Annotated in this window: 17 protein-coding genes; 9 read left to right on the forward strand and 8 right to left on the reverse strand. The window is 63.6% G+C overall.

Annotation, left to right across the window (positions count from 1 at the left end; all coding sequences use genetic code 11):
• The first annotated feature begins 2 nt into the window (after positions 1 to 2).
• Positions 3 to 1,925: a type IV secretory system conjugative DNA transfer family protein gene (locus tag IE187_RS18895; RefSeq protein WP_189677563.1), complete on the forward strand. Its 1,923-nt coding sequence runs from the start codon at positions 3 to 5 to the stop codon at positions 1,923 to 1,925.
• A 144-nt stretch (positions 1,926 to 2,069) separates the two neighbouring features.
• On the opposite strand, the gene cobA is transcribed toward IE187_RS18895, so the two are convergent.
• The 8 genes from cobA to IE187_RS18935 all read right to left on the reverse strand — a co-directional run bounded on the left by cobA (position 2,070) and on the right by IE187_RS18935 (position 12,747).
• Positions 2,070 to 2,900: a uroporphyrinogen-III C-methyltransferase gene (gene cobA, locus IE187_RS18900; RefSeq protein ID WP_189677564.1), complete on the reverse strand. Its 831-nt coding sequence runs from the start codon at positions 2,898 to 2,900 to the stop codon at positions 2,070 to 2,072.
• Positions 2,887 to 5,469, reverse strand: coding sequence for a nitrate reductase (locus IE187_RS18905; protein WP_189677565.1), 2,583 nt, complete (start codon positions 5,467 to 5,469; stop codon positions 2,887 to 2,889). The genes cobA and IE187_RS18905 overlap by 14 nt, the downstream gene beginning before the upstream one ends.
• The gene (gene nirD, locus IE187_RS18910; RefSeq protein WP_189677566.1) at positions 5,466 to 5,810 is read right to left on the reverse strand and encodes a nitrite reductase small subunit NirD; all 345 of its coding nucleotides are present in this window, start codon (positions 5,808 to 5,810) and stop codon (positions 5,466 to 5,468) included. The genes IE187_RS18905 and nirD overlap by 4 nt, the downstream gene beginning before the upstream one ends.
• Positions 5,807 to 8,275, reverse strand: a complete 2,469-nt coding sequence (gene nirB, locus IE187_RS18915) for a nitrite reductase large subunit NirB (RefSeq protein ID WP_189677567.1) — start codon at positions 8,273 to 8,275, stop codon at positions 5,807 to 5,809. The genes nirD and nirB overlap by 4 nt, the downstream gene beginning before the upstream one ends.
• Entirely contained in the window at positions 8,272 to 9,489 is a 1,218-nt protein-coding gene (locus IE187_RS18920; protein ID WP_189677568.1) for an alginate export family protein, read from the reverse strand. Before IE187_RS18920 ends, nirB begins: the two co-directional genes overlap by 4 nt.
• Entirely contained in the window at positions 9,489 to 10,772 is a 1,284-nt protein-coding gene (locus tag IE187_RS18925) for a nitrate/nitrite transporter (protein ID WP_189677569.1), read from the reverse strand. Before IE187_RS18925 ends, IE187_RS18920 begins: the two co-directional genes overlap by 1 nt.
• Before the next feature lie 185 nt (positions 10,773 to 10,957).
• Positions 10,958 to 12,172 (reverse strand): CmpA/NrtA family ABC transporter substrate-binding protein, encoded by a 1,215-nt coding sequence (locus tag IE187_RS18930; protein WP_189677570.1) that lies wholly within the window; start codon positions 12,170 to 12,172, stop codon positions 10,958 to 10,960.
• Positions 12,169 to 12,747, reverse strand: coding sequence for an ANTAR domain-containing response regulator (locus tag IE187_RS18935; protein ID WP_189677571.1), 579 nt, complete (start codon positions 12,745 to 12,747; stop codon positions 12,169 to 12,171). The genes IE187_RS18930 and IE187_RS18935 overlap by 4 nt, the downstream gene beginning before the upstream one ends.
• A gap of 429 nt (positions 12,748 to 13,176) precedes the next feature.
• Between IE187_RS18935 and IE187_RS18940 the strand changes: the two genes are divergently transcribed.
• The 8 genes from IE187_RS18940 to IE187_RS18975 all read left to right on the forward strand — a co-directional run bounded on the left by IE187_RS18940 (position 13,177) and on the right by IE187_RS18975 (position 21,588).
• Positions 13,177 to 16,782, forward strand: a complete 3,606-nt coding sequence (locus IE187_RS18940; protein ID WP_229839538.1) for a YobI family P-loop NTPase — start codon at positions 13,177 to 13,179, stop codon at positions 16,780 to 16,782.
• A gap of 397 nt (positions 16,783 to 17,179) precedes the next feature.
• Positions 17,180 to 17,614 carry a MarR family winged helix-turn-helix transcriptional regulator gene (locus IE187_RS18945; protein ID WP_189677572.1) on the forward strand — a complete coding sequence of 145 codons (435 nt, stop codon included), beginning with the start codon at positions 17,180 to 17,182 and terminating at the stop codon, positions 17,612 to 17,614.
• A 41-nt stretch (positions 17,615 to 17,655) separates the two neighbouring features.
• Positions 17,656 to 18,303, forward strand: coding sequence for a glutathione S-transferase family protein (locus IE187_RS18950; protein ID WP_189677573.1), 648 nt, complete (start codon positions 17,656 to 17,658; stop codon positions 18,301 to 18,303).
• Positions 18,304 to 18,353: 50 nt separating this feature from the next.
• Complete coding sequence (locus IE187_RS18955; RefSeq protein ID WP_189677574.1) at positions 18,354 to 19,118, forward strand: VOC family protein; 765 nt, start codon at positions 18,354 to 18,356, stop codon at positions 19,116 to 19,118.
• A gap of 10 nt (positions 19,119 to 19,128) precedes the next feature.
• A complete protein-coding gene (locus IE187_RS18960) occupies positions 19,129 to 19,623 on the forward strand; it encodes a VOC family protein (protein WP_189677575.1) in 495 nt (164 codons plus the stop codon).
• Complete coding sequence (locus IE187_RS18965; RefSeq protein WP_189677576.1) at positions 19,616 to 20,278, forward strand: dihydrofolate reductase family protein; 663 nt, start codon at positions 19,616 to 19,618, stop codon at positions 20,276 to 20,278. Before IE187_RS18960 ends, IE187_RS18965 begins: the two co-directional genes overlap by 8 nt.
• Entirely contained in the window at positions 20,272 to 20,931 is a 660-nt protein-coding gene (locus tag IE187_RS18970) for a glutathione S-transferase family protein (RefSeq protein WP_189677577.1), read from the forward strand. Before IE187_RS18965 ends, IE187_RS18970 begins: the two co-directional genes overlap by 7 nt.
• A 498-nt stretch (positions 20,932 to 21,429) precedes the next feature.
• Entirely contained in the window at positions 21,430 to 21,588 is a 159-nt protein-coding gene (locus tag IE187_RS18975; RefSeq protein ID WP_189677588.1) for a hypothetical protein, read from the forward strand.
• Positions 21,589 to 21,623: the final 35 nt, after the last annotated feature.

The following is a 21,623-nucleotide window of genomic DNA, read 5'->3' on the forward strand; positions in this document are numbered from 1 at the left end:
GCATGAACGGAAAGTGGGTGCGAAGCGACGAAGGGTCGCAGCCGGGCGCGATCGCGTTCCTCTGCGTCGTCGGCCTATTAGTGAGCGCCGCGATCGGCGCCGTCGCCGTCCTGTGGCGTGCCCACCTCCTCAACGCCCATACCCCGTGGCGCAAGGTGCCTGCCGCGCTTTGGGCGCTGAAGGGCTATCCGATCGTCTATCAGCCGTTCCTGATTGGCTTCGGGATCGGCCTCGTCCTGACGGTCGTCATCATCGTCTCGACGCTGTTCACGCGGCAAAAGCTCCACGGCGAGGCGCGCTTCGCGCGGGTCGGCGAGGTCCGCAACGGCAAGATGCTCGCCTCGGCCGGCATCGTGCTGGGCAAGTTCGGCGGCAAGGTGATGCGCTTCGGCGGGCCCGAGCATGTGATGCTCGAAGCCCCGACGCGTGCCGGCAAGGGGGTGGGCGTCATCATCCCGAACTTGCTCGACTGGCTCGATTCTCTAGTGGTGCTCGACATCAAGCAGGAGAATTATGACAACACGGCGGGGTATCGGCTGAAGGTGCTCGGACAGCAGGTGCTGCTCTTCAACCCGCTCGATCCCACTGGCCGCACCGTGCGGTGGAATCCGCTAAGCTACATCAACCGGCATGATCCGGTGGAGGTCATCAACGAGCTTCAGAAGATCGCGGCGATGCTCTATCCCGATCCGCTCACGGGCGAGAAGTTCTGGGCCGAGGGCGCGCGAACCGCGTTCCTCGGCATCACTGCCTATGTCGCGGCGACCGTCGACGATGGGGAGGACGCGCTCCCCTTCACGCTTGGCGAGGTGTACCGCCAGTTCGCGGCCAGCGATGCCCAGCGGCGTTTCCCGAAGATCATCGCCGATCGTAAGAGGGCCGGAAAGCCCCTGTCGGAAGGATGCGTCTCCGCGATCAAGGATTACACCGGCTCGTCGGCGAACACGTTCTCCGGATTGCGTCAGTCGGTTACGTCCAAGATCAACGGCTGGCTGAACCCATATGTCGATGCGGCAACCTCAGAGAGCGATTTCGATCTGAGCGATTTCCGCGACAAGCGGATCTCGCTCTATCTCGGCGTGTCGCCGGATGACCTCGAGCGGATTGCGCCGATCTACGGCCTGCTTTTCCAGCAACTCATCGATCGCAACGTCCGCGAGCTGCCGAAGGGGGACAAGCATCAGATCAAGGTACTGCTTGCATTGGACGAGTTCGCGAGTCTCGGCAAATGCACTGTGCTCGCAAACGCGTTCAGCTATGTCGCCGGCTATGGGTTGCGGATGCTGCCGGCGTTCCAGTCGCTCGAACAGATCCAGGGCGTCTATGGGGACAAGGTGGCGGCAGATATCGAGCGAAACTGCGCAGTACGGCTCGTGCTTCGTCCGGCCGGTTTGGCCGAAGCGAAGAAGATATCGGACCAGCTCGGCAGCTACACGTTCAAGGCGCGGTCGCGCTCGATGGGAACGTGGGGCGGCGGGGGCGGCTCCACTTCGGACTCCGATCAGCGCCGGCCGCTGATGCTCCCTCAGGAAGTCGAGTTGCTGCCGGAGAACGATCTGATCGTTTTCCGGCGAGGCATGTACGCGACCTATGGAAAGAAGGTCCGCTACTATGCCGAGAAGAAGCTTTCGGCGCGCACCAAAATACCGGCACCCGAGATGCCCCAGATCCGCGTCGACCCGGCGGTCGCTGCCAACAGCCTCCGCGTGATCGAGGCCACGCAGGCCCCCGATGACGTCAACCCCGCCTCGTCGGCTCCAGGCGCCGCGCCGACGTCGGGATCCGTCGCAGCCGACGGAACACCTGCAAAGGGTCGGCGTGGATTGAACCAGGCCGCGATCAACGCGGCCTTGGCCGTTCCGCCAAACGAGCGTGTCACCAAGCTCTTCGAAGGCGTCCTCACGGTGCGAGGCAGAGCTGCGTAACCAATGGGAATGCCTTCCTATAGATTTTAAAGTGGAACGAGTGAGGTCGCCCCGCGGACGGCAGCTTCAAACCAAACCGGACAGCAAAGCCGCATGCACCCCACGATATGGGAAATAAATGACTGGCCGTGAGCCGTTAAGCGGTCAAACCGCTCCTGACGGCGTCGCGAGCATACCGACCGCGAGACTGCCGCTGCCACTAGCATCGTTCGCAACCCGGACAAGTTTTGGCGCGATTTGGGCGCGCATTGCTTCGCCGACCAAGATCAACGCGGGGCCGGCACCCGAGGCGCGATTAATAACCAGCGCCAGCAAATCGAGTCGGGTATGGACGAGACGTTCTGACGGAAGGCTGACATCGCTCGCGATCAGCACCGGGGTAGCCGGGGCGAGGCCGTTTGCGATAAGCTGCCTGGCAATATCGGCCGCCGCGCCGCGGCCCATGTAAAAGGCGAGGGTCGCCGAGGGATCCGAAAGTGCGGCCCAGTCCACATCCAGCGCCTCGCCAGCACGCGCGTGCGCGGTTACGAAACGCAGTTCACGCGCCGATCCGCGCAGCGTCAGCGACACGCCAGCACTGGCCGCCGCGGCGCTCGCCGCGGTGATACCGGGGCAAATCCGCACGCTAAGGCCGTGCCTCGTAAGCGCGTCGATTTCCTCGGTCGAGCGGCCGAAAATCGACGGATCACCGCCCTTCAGCCGCACCACCCGCTCCCCGGCGAGCGCAGCCTCGACCAACAGCGCGTCGATCGCGCCCTGCGTCTTGGAATGGCGGCCCGAGCGCTTGCCGACCGAGACGCGCGTGACATGCGCAGGGATCAAATCGAGTACTCCCGGTCCGACCAACGCATCGTAGAAGACGATGCTGGCCGCGCCGATTAGCCGCTCGGCCTTGCGCGTGAGCAGATCGGGGTCGCCGGGACCGGCGCCAACCAACCACACGTCGCCGGGTGCGATGAGCTCAGACATGGACACTCTCCTGCGCGGGCAGCAATTTGGCGATGGCGGGGCGGCACGAACCGCAATTCGTACCGGCGTTGAGCACGGCGCCGACTGCCTCCACGGTGACGAGCCGCTGGTCGGTGATCGCGGCTAACAGGGTATTGAGGCCGACGTCGAAGCAGACGCAAACTATCGCGCCACGATCGGGGGCCGGAGTAGCAGGGCGCCCGGCAAGCACTTCGAACGACGAGGCTTCTTCCGTCCCTAGCTGCCCGATCAGCCAGTCACGCGGCGGCAGGCGAGCGTTGCGCGAGACGAACAACGCCGCCTGCAACTGCCCGTCTGCCAGTATCGCCGAGCGCACTACGCCGCGGCGTGCGTCGATCATCTCGGCGCGCTCGCCCTTGGGCATCAGCGCGGTCATCGCCGCGGGGTCGCCTTCGCCAGCCAGTTCGACCAGCCAGCCATGCGCGGTGCGGATTCGTGTCCAATAGGCGCAATCCGGGATGCCCGGCCGCTCGCGCGACACGAGGAAGCCGGTCCAGTCGGGCTTGTACGATCCGGCGCGCGCAGGGGTGTTTTTGAAGCCGGGCTGGCCCGAGATCGGATCACGATCCTGCCCCGGCAACAGCCCCGCGCGGCCGCCAGCGCTGGTCTGGTCGCTCCAGTGGATCGGCACGAACAGGTCGCGGCGGCGCTGGTCCGGGGTGACGGCGACGCGGAAAATGCTCGCGCCGTTCGGCGTCTCGACGCGCGCGAGCGCGCCATCGGTGATGCCGAGCCGCTGTGCGGTGTCGGGATGAACCTCGACCAGCGGTTCTCGGCGGTGCTGCGACAGCTTGGGCGACAGCCCGGTGCGCGTCATCGTGTGCCATTGGTCACGGTAGCGGCCGGTGTTGAGCCGCAACGGATAGGCGCGGCTGGCATCGTCGCGCGGCGCGTGGACGACGGGCACGACCCGCGCCTTGCCGTCGGGCGTCGCGAAGGCGCGTTCTGCGAATGGCGAGGCGCCGCCCCATTGGAACGGCGCCAGTGCGGCATAGCCGTCATCGGTGATCGTCGCCCAATCGGAGATATCGAGCAGGCGCGTCCCGTCATTCTCGAACCCGGTCTGCGCGGCGAATTCGCGGAACACGCTGGCGGCGTTCCGATACTCGAAACCGGCGAACCCCATGCGCTGTGCGACCTCCGCGATTGCCCACCAGTCGGCACGCGCCTCGCCCGGATCGGGCAGGAACGCGCGCTGGCGCGACACGCGGCGCTCGGAATTGGTAACCGTACCGTCCTTCTCGCCCCAGCCGAGCGCGGGCAGCTTCACCTGCGCAAAGCGCAGCGTATCGGTCTCGGTGACGCAGTCCGACACGACGACGAACGGGCAGTTGGCGAGCGCAACGCGCGCCATGCGCGCATCGGGCATCGACACAGCGGGGTTGGTCGCCATGATCCACACCGCCTTGATCTTGCCTTTGGCCATCGCCTCGAACATGTCGACCGCCTTCAGACCGGGACCGGGGCAAATCGTCGGCGAGTGCCAGAAGCGTTGCGCGCGGTCGCGCTCGGCATCCGAGAATCCCATATGCGCGGCGAGCGTCGAGGCGAGTCCGCCGACCTCGCGACCGCCCATCGCATTGGGCTGGCCGGTGATGCTGAAGGGCCCCGCGCCGGGTTTCCCGATACGGCCGGTGGCGAGATGAAGGTTGATGATCGCGTTCGCCTTGTCGGTCCCGCTGGTCGACTGGTTCACGCCCTGGCTGAACAGAGTGATCGTGCGCGGGTGATCCGCGAACAGATCGTAGAACGCCTGCAGGTCGGCGGGGGTGATGTCGCAGACTCGCGCGACATCTGGCTTCGGCAGCGACTTCCAGAAGCCGTCGGGAACGTGCACGCGCTCCGCCAGCGCCTTGCCGTCGAGCCGCCAGCTCGAACGCATGTGTGCGAGCAGTCCGTTGAACAGTGCGACGTCGCTATCGGGGGCGATCGCGAGATGGAGGTCGGCGCGCTCGGCGGTCTCGGTGCGGCGCGGGTCGATCACCACGAGTTTGGTGCCGCGCGCCGCCCGCGCCGCCTCAATCCGCTGCCAGATCACGGGATGGCACCAGGCGGTGTTCGATCCGACCAGCACGATCAGATCGGCGGCATCGAGATCGTCATAGCTGCACGGCACGACATCCTCGCCGAACGCGCGGACATGCGCCGCCACCGCGCTCGCCATGCACAGGCGCGAATTGGTGTCGATATTGGCGGTACCGATGAAGCCCTTCATCAGCTTGTTGGCGACGTAATAATCCTCGGTCAGCATCTGGCCCGAGGCGTAGAACGCGACGCTATCGGGGCCATATTCGGCGATCGTCGCGGCGAAGCTCTGCGCGACGTGGTCCAGCGCATCGTCCCAGCTGGCCTGGCGGGTGCCGATCATCGGGTGGAGCAAGCGGCCTTCGCGGCCGATCGTCTCGCCGAGATGCGTGCCTTTGGAGCACAGCTTGCCGAAATTCGCCGGATGGGCCGGGTCGCCCGCGATCGTCGCAGAGCGTGCGCCGGTGGGCGTGGCGAGCACGCCGCAGCCGACGCCGCAATAGGCGCAAGTGGTCTTGACCGTCGTCAAGCCACGCCTTCCAGCGCCGCCGCGCGGCCGATCAGGATGCGGCCACCATCGATCTTGACCGGGATCACCGGCACGCACCCCTTGTCCTCGCCGAGCGCCTCGCCCGTCACGAGCGAGATCCGCCAGTTATGCAGCGGGCACGTCACCGTAGTATCGTGGACGATCCCCTGGCTGAGCGGCCCCTGCTTGTGCGGGCATTGGTTGGCGAGCGCATAGACCTCGCCATTGGCGGTGTGGAAGATCGCGATCTCGCGCCCGCCGCGTACCGGCAACGTCCGCGCACCGAGCGCGGGAAGCTGGTCGACCGGACCGATGTCCAGCCATTCGCCGACCGCGCTCACGCGGCCACCAGCGAAGGCGTCGCGAGAGGGCGGATTTCGGCGAGATGCTGGTGGAGTTTGTAGTCGTCGCCCGCCGCGCGCTTCGCCCACGGGTCGTCCTGCATGAAGCGCTGCGAGAAATGGAAGCGGGCAGTCAGCGCCACGCGGCCTTCGACATCCTCGACGATCCGCGCCTTGATATAGTCGAGCCCGACGCGCTCGACCCACGGCGCGGTGCGATCGAGATAGCGCGCTTCCTCTCGGTAGAGCTGGATGAACGCTGCGCAGTGATCGAGCGCCTCTTGCTCGGTTGCGACCTTGCACAGGAAATCGGTGCCGCGCAGCTTGATCCCGCCATTGCCGCCAATCGACAGTTCGTACCCGCTGTCGACGCAGATCACGCCGAAATCCTTGATCGTTGCCTCGGCGCAATTGCGTGGACAGCCTGACACCGCGATCTTGAACTTGTGCGGCATGAAGCTGCCCCAGGTCATCTGTTCGGTCTTGATTCCGAGCCCGGTCGAATCCTGCGTGCCGAAGCGGCACCATTCGGAGCCGACGCACGTCTTCACGGTGCGCAACGCCTTCGCATAGGCGTGGCCGCTGACCATGCCGGCGGCGTTGAGATCGGCCCACACCGCGGGCAAATCCTCCTTCTTGATCCCGAAGATGTCGAGCCGCTGGCCGCCGGTCACCTTGACCATGCGCGCCTCGTATTTCTCGGCTACATCGGCGATTGCACGCAGTTCCTTGGGGTTGGTGACCCCGCCCCACATCCGCGGGACGACCGAATATGTGCCGTCCTTCTGGATATTGGCATGCATTCGCTCGTTGACGAAACGCGACTGGTTGTCGTCGATGAACTCACCAGGCCATGCACATAGCAGATAGTAATTGAGCGCCGGGCGGCACGACGAGCAGCCGTCGGGCGTCATCCAGTGCAGCGCCTGCATCACCTCCGGGATCGCCTTGAGCTGCTTCTCGAGGATCAGGCGGCGGACGTCCTCATGCGTAAAGCTGGTGCATTTGCACACCGTCGGCGCTGTCCGCTCGCCGTTGAACGCCGCGCCGAGCGTGACCGCGAGCAGCCCTTCGACCAGATTGGTGCACGACCCGCACGAGGCCGAGGCCTTGGTGCAGGCGCGCACCGCGTCGAGCGTGCACGCGCCGCCCGCGATCGCGCCGACCACCCTGCCCTTGCTGACGCCGTTGCAGCCGCAGATCTCGGCGTCGTCCGCCAAAGCCGCGACTGCCGCATTAGGGTTTGCCGATGCCGCTCCTCCGCTGGCGAACGCCTGGCCGAAGATCAAAGCGTCGCGGATCTCAGCGACGTCCTGCTGCTTCTTGAGCAGGTCGAAATACCAGTTGCCGTCCTGCGTATCGCCATAGAGCACCGCACCGATGACGCGATCGTCCTTGACGACGACGCGCTTGTAGATGCCGCGCGCCGCATCGCGCATCACGATGTCCTCGCAGCCTTCGCCGCCCGAGAAGTCGCCCGCCGAGAAGACGTCAATCCCAGAGACCTTCAACTTGGTCGAGGTGACCGATCCGGTATAGCCCGAGGGCGTCGCGACGAGCCCGTCGGCGAGGCTGCGGCACATCTCCCACAGCGGCGCGACGAGGCCATAGACGAGGCCGTTATGCTCGACGCACTCGCCGACCGCGAGCACGTTGGCGTCCGACGTGACGAGATGATCGTCGACATGGATCCCGCGCCCGATCGCCAAGCCAGCGGCGCGCGCGAGCTTGACGTTGGGGCGGATGCCGACCGCCATCACCACCAGCGCCGCGGGGATGTCGCGCCCGTCCTTGAGGCGGACCCCCTCAACTTTGCCCTGGCCGTAGATCTCGGCAGTGTCGGCGCCGGTCAGGATCGTCTGACCACGCGCCTCGAGCGCTTCCTTGAGCAGCCACCCGGCCGCTTCGTCGAGCTGGCGCTCCATCAGCGTCGGCATGATGTGGAGCACGGTCACCTTCATACCGCGCAGCGACAGACCGTGTGCCGCCTCAAGCCCGAGCAGTCCGCCGCCGATCACCACCGCATCTCCGCCAGCATCGGCCGCGCGCAGCATCGCGCCGACATCGTCCATGTCGCGGAAGGTGACGACGCCCTGCAAATCATGCCCCGGCACCGGGATGATGAACGGGTCCGAGCCGGTCGCGAGGATCAGCGTGTCGTAGCTCTCGACCCGGCCCGAGCGCGCGGTGACGGTCTGGATCTTGCGGTCGATCGCGACGACGGGGTCGCTCGCTACCAGCTCGATCGCATTGTCGGCATACCAGGCGAGATCGTTGATCACGATGTCGTCGAACGACTTGTCCCCGGCGAGCAGCGGCGAGAGCATGATGCGGTTATAGTTCACGTGCGGCTCGGCGCCGAAGATCGTGATGCGATAGCGGTCGGCATCGCGCGCGAGGATTTCTTCGACGGCGCGGCAGCCCGCCATGCCGTTGCCGATGACGATGAGATGCGGTTTGGTCATGAGAAAGCCCAATCCAGGGAGAGCCAGAGTTTCTTGGTGTCGGTCGCGTAGCGATCGGCGCGATAGTCGGCATATTTGAGGAGCGCGGTGTATCGGCCCTGCTTGACGCTGAGCTGCGCATCGACCTCATCGCCGTAATGTTGGCCGAGCCGGTTGCTGTCGAAGCGGTGATAGGCGGCGACCAGGGCGATCGCATCGAGCCCGGCGACCTTCTTCCAGCCATAGCCGACCGAGCCATAGGCATCGCGCAGGCCATTCGGCGGGGTGACGAGAAACTTGTCGGCCCAGCCGTTGAACTTGTGCAACGTGGCGAGCGGGGTCTGGAAGCTGGTGACCGCGACACCCCTGTCCGCGCCGAGCACCTCATACCCGCCGGTCAGCGTCAGCGCCCTGACGGCGATGCCGAGTTCGCCCGCATAATAGTCCGCGTGATAGCGGTTGGGGTTGCGGTGATAGTCGCTTTGCGACGCGAAGCTCGCGAGGTAGGCCACCTTGAGCGTCTTGCTGAGCGGATAGGCCCCGGCGAAGCGCCCGCCATAGCTCTGGCTCGAATTGACGAACACTTGCCGCTGGTCCTGGTCGACCAGATAGGCAAAGCCCGTTAGCGTACCGAGGCTGGTCCTGTAGGCCAAGTTGACGAAGACATTGTCACCGCCGATCTCGCCCAGCCGCGCGGGACCGAAGCGATTGCCACCGTCGATCCCCCAGATAGTGCGGACAGTGTTCGCATAGGTGACGTCGGCCTTGAGGTTCTTGATCGCCGACCATTCGACGCGCACCGCATCGAAGGTTTGTTCATTGTCGCGCCACGCGACCGCGCCGACGAAGCGCTGGTCGTCGAGGTTGATCGCCTGTCGCCCGATGGTGACGACGGTCTGCTTGAGCCCGCGATATTGCAGCTGCAGCCGGTTGAGCTCGATATTCTGCGGATCGGAGACGATCGGGTAAGCCGTCTTGCCATTGACCCCGCTATTGTACGCCGGGTTGATCGCGAGAGTCGCCTCGGATTCGGCGAGGAAGCTGAAATCGCTGAGCTTCGCCTCGAACCCGCTGCGGAGCCTGAGCGTGACAGCATCGGCGTCCTTCGCAAGCGGTGCCTGCTCGACATGTTCGTAGCGCAGCCGCGCATCGATCAACGGGGTGAAGGTGAGCGGGTCGGCGAGGGCTGGTGTCGCCACCAGCCCTCCCAATCCAAGGAGCGACAGCGCACGCATCAGATCCGCGCTCCGTTTGCCGCGGTCCAGCTGCCGCGCCAGTGGCGCTTGACCTTAAGGATCCCGAGTAGAGCGACGACCGCGAGCCCGGCGAAGATCAGGAAGCCGGGCGAAGTGCTGCCGGTCCACTGCTTGGCAAAGCCGAGCGACGAAGCAAGGTAGAAGCCGCCGATCCCACCGCCGAAGCCGACGAGGCCGGTCATCACGCCGATCTCGCCGCGGAAGCGCTGCGGCACGAGCTGGAATACCGCGCCGTTGCCGAAACCGAGCGTCGCCATCACCAGCAGGAACAGGCCGAGCGAGACGGTCAGCGAGGCAGGCGCGGTGCTGATCGCCACCAGCACGAGCGCCGCCAGCAGATAGACCGCGGTCAGCGTGCTGATCCCGCCGATCCTGTCCGCCACCGCGCCGCCGATCGGCCGCACCAGCGATCCCGCGAAGACGCACGCCGCGGTGCAATAGCCCGCCGTCACCGGGGTCAGCGCGAAACGGTCGGTGAAGTAGACCGGCAGACTGGCGGCAAGCCCGACGAAACCGCCGAAGGTGACGCCATAGAACAGCATGAACCACCAGGTGTCGGCTTCCTTGAGCACCGTCAGATAGGCGGCGAATGGCTTGGGCGCAGGCTGGCTCGGCGAATCCTTCGCCATCGCCATGTAGAGCATGAACACAATCGCAAGCGGGATAACCGCGAGCCCCAGCACCGCGTTCCACCCGAAGGTCTTGGCGAGCATTGGCGCGAACAGCGAGGCGAGTACGGTGCCCGAATTGCCCATGCCGGCGATCCCCATCGCCTTGCCCTGATGCTCGGCCGGATACCAGCGCGAGGCCAGCGGCAGCGCGACCGCGAAGCTCGCCCCCGCAAAACCGAGCACGACGCCGAGTGCGAGCGTGCCCGCAAAGCTGTTGACCCCGAACAGCCATCCGATCGACAGGCCGGCGATGACGATGATCTGCCCGATCGCGCCGGTCTTCTTCGGCCCGATCTTGTCGACCAGCAGCCCGTTGACGAGCCGCAGCACCGCACCCGCGAGCGTCGGCACGGCGACCATCAGCCCCTTCTCGGCGGGCGACAGCGCCAGTTCCTTGGCGATGATCGGCGCGAGCGGACCGAGCAGCACCCAGACCATGAAGGCGAGATCGAAATAGAGGAAGGCGGCGATCAGCGTCGGGCGGTGCCCGCTTTGCCAGAAGCCCGTCGCGCCCGCTGCGCTCGGCTTCGCCGTGGGTCGCGCGCCGGTCCCCACCAGCCCCGCGTCAAACTCCGTCTGCAGCTGCGTCATCGTCCCGATACCCCCTCGAGCAAACGCAAAAAAGCCGCCGCGGCGCTCGATCATTCGAGACGCGACGGCGACTTTGCCAAATTGTTGGTGATGTCGAAGACGCTACCCCGTTGCAGCGTCTCGACGATGACCGAAAGCTGCATCGATTCGCGCCGCAACGCAACAATTTTCTGCCGCGCGGTAGATTATGCTTCGAATCCGCCAAGATAGCCGGTGAGATCGGCCGGATCGAAGCTCCGCGCATCGAAGAATCGGTCTGCACCGAGGATCAAGCGGCCTTGTGTAGTGCCGACCCCAAGCGATCCGGCGATCCCTCCCTCAAGCTTCGAGCTTGCCCCCGGCAGAGGCACGCCGAGCGGTCGCAGCGCGGCGCGGTAGACGTCGGGGCGAAAGACGCGCTGCGCAGCTTCGTAACCGGCCGGGTTCGGTGCCGCATGGCCCGCGATGCACATCTGTGCATAGAGCCACGCCGCCTGGCTGATCCACGGGAAATTGGCCGCCTCGCGATGCTGGAACATGAAATCGGGGACGTCGATCGGGTCGGCGCCTTGCGCAAACACGATGCGGTCCGAAATGGCGTGGCCGATCAGCGTAGCCGACCCATCGAGATAGTCCGGCCCCGCGAGGATAGCAGCAATCTCCTCGCGCCGCGCCGGATCGACGAAGGCCACGCCCGCGCGGTACAGCGCGCGCAGCAGGCGATGCGTGAGGTCGGGATCCTCCTCCATCCGCGCGGTGCGCATAGCCAGCACCTTTTCGACCCCGCGCAGCCAGATCTGCGACGTCACCGCGACGATCACGCCGACGCCGCGGTCGACCGCGACGCTGTTCCACGGCTCGCCGACGCAAATCCCGTCAATCTCGCCCGCGGCGAGCGCATCGGCGGCGAAGGGCGGCGCGACCGTGACGATCGATACGTCGCGATCTGGATCGATCCCGCAACCGATCAGCCAATAGCGCAGCATGTGATTGTGGCTCGAATAGCGGTGCACTACGCCGAAACGCAGCGGCGTGCCGCGCGCGCGCGCCGCCTGCGCGACGATAGCAAGCCGTGCCCCGATCGCCGCGACGTCGCCGGGCGCGCCCACCGCAGTGACCTGCGCTGCGAGATCGGGCCGCAGCGTGATCGCATTGCCGTTGAGCCCGAGCACGAACGGCACCGATAGCGGCGTCGCCGGCCGCCCCAGCCCCAGCGTCGTCGCGATCGCCAGCGGCGCGAGCAGGTGCGCGGCATCGCTATGGCCATAGAGCAACCGGTCGTTGACGGTCGCCCAGCTCATGTCGCGCACGAGCTCGAGCGCGATCCCCTCCGCCTCGGCGAACCCGAATTCGCGCGCGAGGATCGGCAAGGCGGCGTCGACCAGCGGCAGGAAACCGATGCGGAACGGCGTGGTCGTCATAGGTCCCCCATCAGCCGGTTGGCGGTGACGATCGCGTCGGCGACGTCGCCAATCCGCCGCCCGCTATCCATCGCCGCCTTGCGCAGCGCGGCATAGGCCGCGGGCTCGTCGATGCCGCGCTTCTTCATCAGCAGCGCCTTGGCCTCGTCGATCGCCTTGCGCTCGGCAAGCGCGCTGCGGGCTTCGTCCAGTTCGGTGCGCAGGCGGGAATACGCCCGGAAGCGGCGTATCGCGAGTTCGAGGATCGGCCGGATGCGCTCCTTCTTGAGCCCGTCGACGACATAGGCGGAAACACCCGCGTCGATCGCCGCCTCGATCCCCGCCACGTCGCTCTGATCGACGAACATCGCAACCGGCCGCGCCATCGCCTTCGACAAAGCGAACAGCTCCTCAAGTTCGTCGCGGTGCGGATTGGCGAGGTTGATCAGCACGACGTCGGGCGACAACGCCTCAAGCCGCGCGGCGATACCGCGGCGATCAACGAAAGTTGTGACGTCGTTCAGGCCCGCATCGCGCAGCCCTTCCTCGATCACGGCCGCGCGCGCGGCGCTCTCATCAACAATCGCAATCCGCAAAAGCGTATCCCCCGCGACACCCTTAGACCGATGACCTGGGAGACCAAAGCTCATTGAGCGGTCGATCCGCAATCGTACTTAGCGCACTTATGACGACAGCGTCTGGGGCTGCGATTATCTCATGGGAGCAGCGATAGTGAGCGCCTTACCGACCGGCCGCGACGCGCACCCCGTTCGGCCGCTTCCGTCACCATCGCTCGTTCACCGAAGCTGACTTGAATGACTGGCTCTGGTCGACACCCGCCACCCGTCGCCGATCGGCGAGAAATGGGACATTCCGGCCATGCCACGCGGTGCCGGCCTACGGCAGGTTCCGTCAGAACCGGACATTCCAAGCTTGGTCCAGTTGTAGCCGGATATAAGTAGAAGCTGGCCGGGCAGCCATGCTAATTCTTCGATCTCGGCCTCGTTTCACAGGATTTAACGAACTTGCGGCAACTCATCGCAGAGATCAGAACCTGGTTCAGCCGCTCGACAACGGCAGCCGACGCACCATCTCAGTTCGTCAACCTCGCGCCGACCGATATGGCGGACGAAGCCGGCGTCTATGCCAAGGCGCTGAAAGCCGCGATAAAAGATCCAAAGGTCTCGAACATCGCGCTGACCGGACCCTATGGGTCGGGCAAGAGCAGCATCATCCAATCGTTCCTGAAACAGAATGAAATCTCCGCGCTTCAGATCTCGCTCGCGGCATTTCTTCCCGAAGCGATCAAAGCCGGGGCGGATCAGGCCATCCCCGATCGCAAGGTGAGCAAGCAAGAGATCGAGAGGAGTATCCTCCAGCAGATGCTCTATGGGGCGGACGCGAACAAGCTTCCTTTCTCGCGTTTCAAGCGGATCCGGTCGCCCGGCCGACTGTCGGCCCTTCTCTCGCTCTACGCGCTGATCGGCGCGGCATCGGTCTGGCACCTGTTTCAGAAGCGCGTCGACATCCTCGACGGGGCATATTTCCTTCCCCTCGCAAAAAGCAACTGGCCGCATTTTGTCTGGTTTGCGGTGGGGGCCTCCTTTGTCTGGGTACTCCTTCACCAGGTCTATAAGGCCAGTTTCGGGATATCGCTTAAGAGCATCTCGCTCAAGGATATCGAGATTACGCCAGCGGCAATCGCGCAGGAATCGATCCTGAACCGTCATCTCGACGAGATTATCTATTTTTTCCAATCGACGAAATATGATCTCGTCATCATCGAGGATTTGGACAGATTTGACGATTCCGAGATCTTCGTAACGTTGCGAGAGATCAACAAGCTTATTAATGAAAACGCCGGCGTGAAGCGCACGATACGCTTTCTCTATGCGCTGCGTGACGACATGTTCATCAACACTGATCGCACAAAATTCTTCGAATTCATCATCCCCGTCATTCCGATTATCAACAGCTCGAATTCGATCGACAAGATGCTGGAGCAGGGCAAGCGCCTAGCCCTGGATGATCGGCTCGACCGGCAGTTTCTGCGAGAGGTATCGCGCTATCTCAATGATTTGAGACTTATCCAGAACATCTTCAACGAATATGCGATCTACGCTGCGAACCTGGAAACCGACGGTGGCAATGATCTGAATGCAACCAAGCTACTCGCCATCCTCATTTACAAGAATGTCTTTCCCAAGGAGTTCGAAGCGCTACACCGTGGCAAAGGCAATCTTGCTCGGATCCTCGACCGTCACGACGAATTCATTGTGAATGCCGAGGCGGACTACAAAGCCAGGATCGAGCGAATAGAAGGCGAAATAGACGTCGCGGAGCGGCAAATTCCATCCGACCTTCTGGAATTGCGCAGGATCTACGCGATGGCGGTGATCGAGAGAATCCCCGGACACTTGTCGCTCCTGACGATAAACGGGCAGAACTGGATCGAGATTTCATCGATCGCCAAGCTCGACATATTCGACCAGCTCATCAAAAGCTCAAATGTTTCCCTTCGATCGCAACAGGGGCATCAGGGTCAGGTCAATCTCTCGACGCTTGAAGCCGAAGTCGATCCTTCTCGGACCTACATACAGCGCAAAGAAGAGATCGAGCGCAGGGGTGCCGAATTCAGAACTGCGGCCGCCAGAAAACTTCGCCTTCTGCGGACGAAGAGCGCTGGCCTGCGCGGCGCCAAATTCAATGAGATCATTCGGCTCGATACAGACGGGCTCGACGCTCTTTTCAACGCCTTCGACGAAAGGAGTGACCTCGCGCGCTTCCTGATCCTTGAAGGCCATCTCGACGACACGTATTACCAATACACGTCGCTATTCCATTCCGGCCGCCTTTCTCCGAACGACAACAAATATCTCATCAAGATTCGCGGCTTCATCACGCCGGAGCCCGGCTTCCCGATCGACAATCCTAAGGAGGTCATCGCCGCGATGCGCGACGAGGATTTCCGGCAAAGCTACGTGCTCAACGTCAAAATCATCGATTGCCTGCTCTCCGAGCCGCTGCTCTATGCCTCCCACATCGCCGAAATGTTCGGCTATCTGGAATCCGAATTCGACACGATCGATGATTTCTTCACGAGCTATTACGCTTTCGGCACGCAGGTGCCAAACTTCGTCGCCGGCATGGTCCGGTCATGGGCTGGCTTCATCCCCGCAATCCTCGTCAACCCTAAGCATCTGCCCCACCTCGCGCAGTTGATGGCGCATTTACCGCTCGCCACGCTCGAGGCGCTGCCGGAAAAATATGCCAAACTTCCAGAATTTCTCGCGGCGAATCTTGCCGAAATACTGGCGCTGGGTGTTGGCTTCGAACCATCACGGCTGGAAGCCCTTGGCTTCGAGCTAGAAAGCCTGCGTAGCGTCGATGGCTTTCCCGGGATCGCGCGTTCCCTGTTCGAGGCGGGGCTTTACACGCTTACGATCGACAATCTGGACTATGCCGTTCAGACCGTCCTGGGCGAGAGCGACACGCAGTCTCTGCATACGCGTCATTATACCACCATCTCCCACATCGCGAATGACCCGCTTACCGCAAGGATCGAGCGTGAATTCGCGGGGCATCTGAAGCTCGTCCTGATAGGTCTGCCCGATAATCGTCAAGAGAGCACCGGCACTATCCTCGCCATCCTCGCGCGAAACGACGCCGATTTCGACGATCTGGTCGCCTTTCTCCGAACGCAGTCGGCAGTCATCCCCATTCTGGCAGCGGTGCCGGCGCGCTTCCATAGCCCGGCGTTTCAACTGGGCCGGATCGCACCGTCCTGGGAGAACGTCCAAGCCTTCCTTTCCGGCGAGGCATTCGATTCCGAGAGCCTCACCACCTTTCTCAATATGGACGCGCCGCAAGCGGCGCTTTCGGCCGAACCCATGCCCGACGACGAAGGCGCGGCGCCGCTCCATCGTTTCCTGGTCGAGAATGATGGACTGACCGAGCCGGCCTATCGGACCTACGTTCGGGCTTTGCCGAGAGGCTATTCGCAATTCCCGGATGGCGTGGACGTCCCCAAGCTGCAGATCTTGATCGAAGAGGGAAGAGTCGCTTTTTCGGCCGAGGCGCTGGATTTCCTCAGCGCTCACGATGACCTTCGCCTTGCGTTTGCGATCAGAAACATCGAACCATTCCTGAACGAGCAGGCCAGGCTTTCGATCGACGACGATTTCCGGGAGGCCCTGCTTGGCAGCCCGATTGGTGACGAGCACAAAGTGGCAATCATACGATCGATGGATCTCGCTCAGCTCTCCGGGCTCGCGACACGGGCGCGCGTCGTGGGTGCCATACTGGAAAGAACCGGAGCCGACCTGCCCGGGCTCAGCGCGGGCCCCGCGCGCGCTATCATCTTGGCCACGCGGCCGATCGAGGTTCAGGTCAGATTGTTCAGTCGCTACCAGTCGCTTCTAAGCGACGACGACGTCCGCGAGATTCTGGCCGAGCTCCCCAGGCCCTTTTCCGAGATCAAGCGAGGCTATGGAATTCCGCTGCTCGAAAACACGCAGTCCAACGCTGCGCTCGCAGCCTGGCTCGTTTCGCGTAAAATCATCTCGTCTGTAGGCAAAGGCTGGTTCGGCGAAATTCGCATCAATCTTTTCCGGCGCGAAGCCGAAGAATAACCGCTTCCCAAGCTTCGAGAGGGTAGCCGACCTATGTCCGACATTGAAAAGGTCGCCTTCGCAAAAGCGCTGCAGAACCAGACTAGCGCCCTGAGGACGGAGGACGGCTTTTGGGATATGATGGTTTGAATGCGAACGAGCGATTGTCGGCGTCTAGCTGCGGATGCGGTTTCTCGCGCCAACCGGCTGGTTTCATTATGAGCGGTCATTCACGTCCCGGCCGCTGAACGTCGTAAGTTTGGTCGACTGCTGCCCAGACGAACGCCGGATCGTGGGACTAAGTTGCCGTCCGCAGGGGCGCAGGCGAGAGACTGCTTTTGCCTGAAGCCGACTTGCGCAGCGGACCACCCGGACAACAGTCTTGACATTTTAGGTTGATATCAACATACACGTGTGGATGTCCGAGCTTGTGCCTTTCGAAACGACGATCGAGGTGCGCGACGCCTGCTTATGCCTTTATGCACAGCGCGCCGCCCGTGCCTTGGCGAGGCGGTTCGATGCAGCGCTACGACCAGTAGGTCTGACGAACGGACAGTTCTCGCTGCTGATGTCCCTCAACCGGCCCGTCCCGCCACCGATGGCCCCTGTCGCGCATCTGCTCGCGATGGACCGGACGACACTGACGGCTGCGCTGAAACCTCTAGAGCGGCGGGGCCTGCTCGAGGTGCACGTCGATCCGGCGGACCAGCGCAGCCGGCTGCTCGTCCTCACGGACGCGGGCCGCGAGGTTCTCGCAAGCGCAGTGCCGATCTGGCGCGCGACGCACCGCGACGTTGAGGCCAATCTGATTGATCCCGACACACTTCGGCGGGAGCTGATCGCGCTGGCATGAAATCGCCGAACCCGAACCCGCCACAGATTTGCGAGGACACTATGCTGCCTATCATCACCACCTTCGCCTGGGTTCCCCCGTTCGCGCGCGGTTTCGTTCGCGACATCCGCGCGCGCTGGGCGTGCGAGGAAGTCGGTCAGCCCTATGACGTCGTGCTGATCCACAACGCCAAGACGCCCGAGCATCGCTGCTATCAGCCCTTCGGGCAGGTGCCGACCTACCGCGACGACGAGGTCGAGATTTTCGAATCAGGCGCCATCGTCTTGCGCATTGCCGAGCGTGCCGGGCAACTGATCCCGGCCGATCCTGCCGCGCGTATCCGCGCGATTCAGTGGCTCGTCGCTGCGCTCAATTCGGTTGAGCCGTTCGTCATGGCCATTGCCGTCAACGACATTTTCGAGGCCGATCGCGACTGGTCGAAGGCGCGTCACGCCAAGGTCGCCGAAGACCTGCAGGCCCGCCTTCACGATCTCGAGGCCGCGCTCGGCGACACCGAGTGGATCGACGGCGATGTGTTCACCGTCGGAGATCTGATGTTGGTCTCGGTCCTTGGTGGCCTGCGCGGCTCGCAACAGCTCGACAGCTTCCCCAAGCTGGCCAGCTATGTCGAGCGCGGCGAGGCGCGGCCCGCGCACCGCAAGGCGATGGCCGACCAGCTCGCACTTTACGCCGAGCCGGTCGCGGCATGATCTTTCGCGCAATCGCCGATCAGTAATCATTTGACAAAAGGAGAGAGAAGATGATCAACCCTGAAGGCAGCCCGATCTGGTACGAACTGATGACGACCGACGCGGACGGCGCGCAGAAATTTTATGCCGATGTTGTCGGCTGGAACATCGCGCCCTCTGGCATGGAGGGTGCTGGCGATTACCACATCCTCACCGCGCCCGACGGTCAAGGTTTGGCCGGGTTGATGACGCTGCCTCTGGGTGCGTCGATGAAGCCCGGCTGGTTCTGCTATATCGGCGTGCAGGACGTCGATGCCACTGCCGAGAAGATCAAGTCGCTCGGCGGCAGCGTTCATATGGGCCCGCAGGATATTCCCGGCGTGGGTCGCTCCGCCATGGTCGCCGACCCGCAGGGCATGATGTTTTACATCATGCGCGGCGACAGCCAGCAGGAGTCGCAGGCATTCCACGTCACCGCGCCCGGGCATTGTGGCTGGCACGAACTGGCCACTAGCAACCACAAGGCCGCGCTCGCCTTTTACGGCGAAGTGTTCGACTGGGAAAACAACGAGACGATGCCGATGGGCGCAATGGGCGATTACTGCTTCATCGATCATGCCGGCCAGCGGATCGGCGCAATGATGACCGCAGGTGCCGGATGGACGACGCGCTCGACCTATTATTTCAACGTCCCCTCGATCGACGCCGCGGTCCCCAAGATCACCGGCGGTGGCGGCACCGTGACGATGGGCCCGCACGAAGTGCCCGGCGGCATGCACATTGTGATGTGCATCGACCCGCAAGGCGCCGCCTTCGCGTTGGTCGGCGGGAAGTAAGGAGCAAACGATGGCAAAGATGACCACCTGCCTGTGGTTCGACCACGGCCAGGCCCGAGCGGCCGCCGAGTTTTACGCCAGTGTGTTCCCCGATACGCATGTCAGCGGGGCGCTCGCTTCGCCTGCGGACAATCCGTCGACCAAGCGTGGCCAGGAAATCACCGTCGAGTTCACGTTGCTCGGCCAGTCTTTCGTCGGGCTGAACGGCGGCTCCAACTTCAGCCCCAACGAGGCGGTCAGCTTCCAGGTCTTCACCGACAGCCAGGAGGAGACCGACCGCTACTGGAATGCGATCGTCGGCAATGGCGGTGCGGAGAGCATGTGCAGTTGGTGCAAGGACCGCTGGGGCTTTTCGTGGCAGATCGTGCCCCGCGCGCTGATGGCCGGGATGGCCGACCCCGACCCCGCGGCGGCCAAGCGCGTGATGGAGGCGATGATGACGATGCGCAAGATCGACATCGCCGGGATCGAAGCCGGGCGCGCCGGGGAGGCGACCGATGCGTAGGGTCATCGGTGGCATGTTCGTCTCGCTCGACTGCGTCATCCAGGCGCCGGGTGGGCCGGTCGAAGACCCGACCGGTGGCTTCGCGCACGGCGGCTGGATGTTTCCCGTCGCGGATGATCAGGTCGGTGCGGCGATCGGCGACTTCTTCTCGAAGCCCTACGACCTGCTGCTCGGGCGGCGAACCTACGACATCTTCGCCGCCTACTGGCCCTATGTGGACGGTGACGGCGCGGCGATGGGCGAGGCGTTCACGGCGGCGAACAAATACGTCCTGACGAGCGGCGAGCAACCGCTGCCTTGGGCGAACAGCCACCGGATGCGCGATATAGATGACATCGCGATGCTCAAGCAGGGCGACGGCCCCGATCTGTTGATCCAGGGATCGAGCACGATCTATCCCGCACTGCTCGCAGCGGGCCTGCTCGACAGGATGGTGCTGTATACCTTCCCGATCGTGCTTGGCAGCGGCAAGCGGCTGTTCGGCAAGGGCACGCCGTCCGGCACGCTCAAGCTCGTCGATCATCAAGTATCGGCCGGCGGCACCATCATCGCAACTTACGAGCCCGTAGGCTCACTCGAAACGGGGTCCTTCGGCGCGATTACGAGCGCGCGCGAGGATGTACGGCAAGCTAAAATGAAGGACGGCACATGGTAATCCAGCTCTTCGGTCACCCCTTCTCCTCCTATACGTGGAAGGCTGAGATCGCGCTCTATGAGAACGATACGCCGTTCGAATTTCGGATGGTGGGTCCAGAGCATCCTGAGAATGGTGCGGAGCTTGCCCGTCGCTCGGCAGTTGGCAAGTTCCCATTATTGGTCGACGGCGACGACGCTGTGTTCGAGGCGACCGCGATCATCGAGTATCTCGAAGCGGCCCATCCCGGTCCGGTGAAACTGATCCCACCCAATCCGGCGGCGGCGGTGAAGGTGCGGATGATGGACCGCGTGTTCGACAATTACGTGATGAACGTCATGACAGTGATGGTCGGCAACGCGCTGCGCCCGGAGGAACACCGCGACCCCTACGGCGTCGCGCGTGCCCGCGCCGATCTGGACCGGATCTATGCCTGGCTCGACGGCGAAATGGCGGGTCGCCATTGGGCGTGCGGTGGGGATTTCACCCTTGCCGACTGCGCCGCCGCCCCTTCGCTCTTCTACGCCGATTGGGTGCACCCTATCGCTGATAAGCACGCCTCGCTCAAAGCCTATCGCGCTCGTTTGCTCGCCCGCCCTTCTGTCGCGAGCTGCGTCGAGGAGGCGCGCCCATTCCGCGCTTACTTCCCACTCGGCGCTCCCGATCAAGATTGAGAGAAAACACGCGATAAGACCCCCGGCCAATGCTTTTGAGACCGTTTTACGGTGCCCACTTCGGCAATAGGAGAATGTTCGTCATCTGATTTTTGCCGCAGAAGCGTCGGAGAACGAGTCGCTGTCCGAAGTTCGGTAAAGCAAACCGCTGGACAGCTCGATTAGCTCGATGGTGGGACAGATGATCATCGGATTATGAGCGAGGGCCACGGCGGTTCCGTCCACCTCAACCGCCGGTTGCGGCCTTACTGGTTCCTAACAGCCGCCCCTTCGGTCCCTATCTCTACCGTCAAGATGTCGATGCCGTGGCGGCCGCCTTTATGGGTGAGATCATCGAACCGGGAGGCCCGAGCGAAAAACCTTGGGGTATGTAGGAGTCCGCGCTGAACGGGCCCGACTACAGGCTCGCGCGGGTGGGGTGGCCCACCGGGCTTCGCTGATTATGGCACGAGCGTCCGGAACTCGGCGCCTGCCGGCGGACTGCTTGAGCGAAAGCGAATGGCTGGTCCTATCGACACCCGCCACCCGTCGCCGATCGGCGAGAAGTGGGACGAAGCCGTCATTCCTGCAGGAAGGCTTGAATGGCAGCTTCCAACGAAAGCCGACACTCGCGATCGCGGCAGTGCAACGAAATTGAACGAGCAGATGGACCGCTAGCCGACCCGACCACATCTTGCGCCTCGTCACTTTTA

Origin of the sequence: Sphingomonas glacialis, assembly GCF_014653575.1 — a bacterium.
In the GTDB taxonomy this organism is placed as follows: Bacteria; Pseudomonadota; Alphaproteobacteria; order Sphingomonadales; family Sphingomonadaceae; genus Sphingomonas; species Sphingomonas glacialis.

Bases quoted from the DNA above. Each gene is read 5' to 3' on its own strand.
- IE187_RS18955 (WP_189677574.1), top strand. From the start codon at position 18,354: ATGATCAACCCTGAAGGCAGCCCGATCTGGTACGAACTGATGACGACC.
- IE187_RS18925 (WP_189677569.1), bottom strand. From the start codon at position 10,772: ATGACGCAGCTGCAGACGGAGTTTGACGCGGGGCTGGTGGGGACCGGC.
- IE187_RS18960 (WP_189677575.1), top strand. From the start codon at position 19,129: ATGGCAAAGATGACCACCTGCCTGTGGTTCGACCACGGCCAGGCCCGA.
- IE187_RS18970 (WP_189677577.1), top strand. From the start codon at position 20,272: ATGGTAATCCAGCTCTTCGGTCACCCCTTCTCCTCCTATACGTGGAAG.
- IE187_RS18895 (WP_189677563.1), top strand. From the start codon at position 3: ATGAACGGAAAGTGGGTGCGAAGCGACGAAGGGTCGCAGCCGGGCGCG.
- IE187_RS18920 (WP_189677568.1), bottom strand. From the start codon at position 9,489: ATGCGTGCGCTGTCGCTCCTTGGATTGGGAGGGCTGGTGGCGACACCA.
- nirB (WP_189677567.1), bottom strand. From the start codon at position 8,275: ATGACCAAACCGCATCTCATCGTCATCGGCAACGGCATGGCGGGCTGC.
- IE187_RS18975 (WP_189677588.1), top strand. From the start codon at position 21,430: ATGGCTGGTCCTATCGACACCCGCCACCCGTCGCCGATCGGCGAGAAG.
- IE187_RS18945 (WP_189677572.1), top strand. From the start codon at position 17,180: ATGTCCGAGCTTGTGCCTTTCGAAACGACGATCGAGGTGCGCGACGCC.
- IE187_RS18930 (WP_189677570.1), bottom strand. From the start codon at position 12,172: ATGACGACCACGCCGTTCCGCATCGGTTTCCTGCCGCTGGTCGACGCC.
- IE187_RS18965 (WP_189677576.1), top strand. From the start codon at position 19,616: ATGCGTAGGGTCATCGGTGGCATGTTCGTCTCGCTCGACTGCGTCATC.
- IE187_RS18950 (WP_189677573.1), top strand. From the start codon at position 17,656: ATGCTGCCTATCATCACCACCTTCGCCTGGGTTCCCCCGTTCGCGCGC.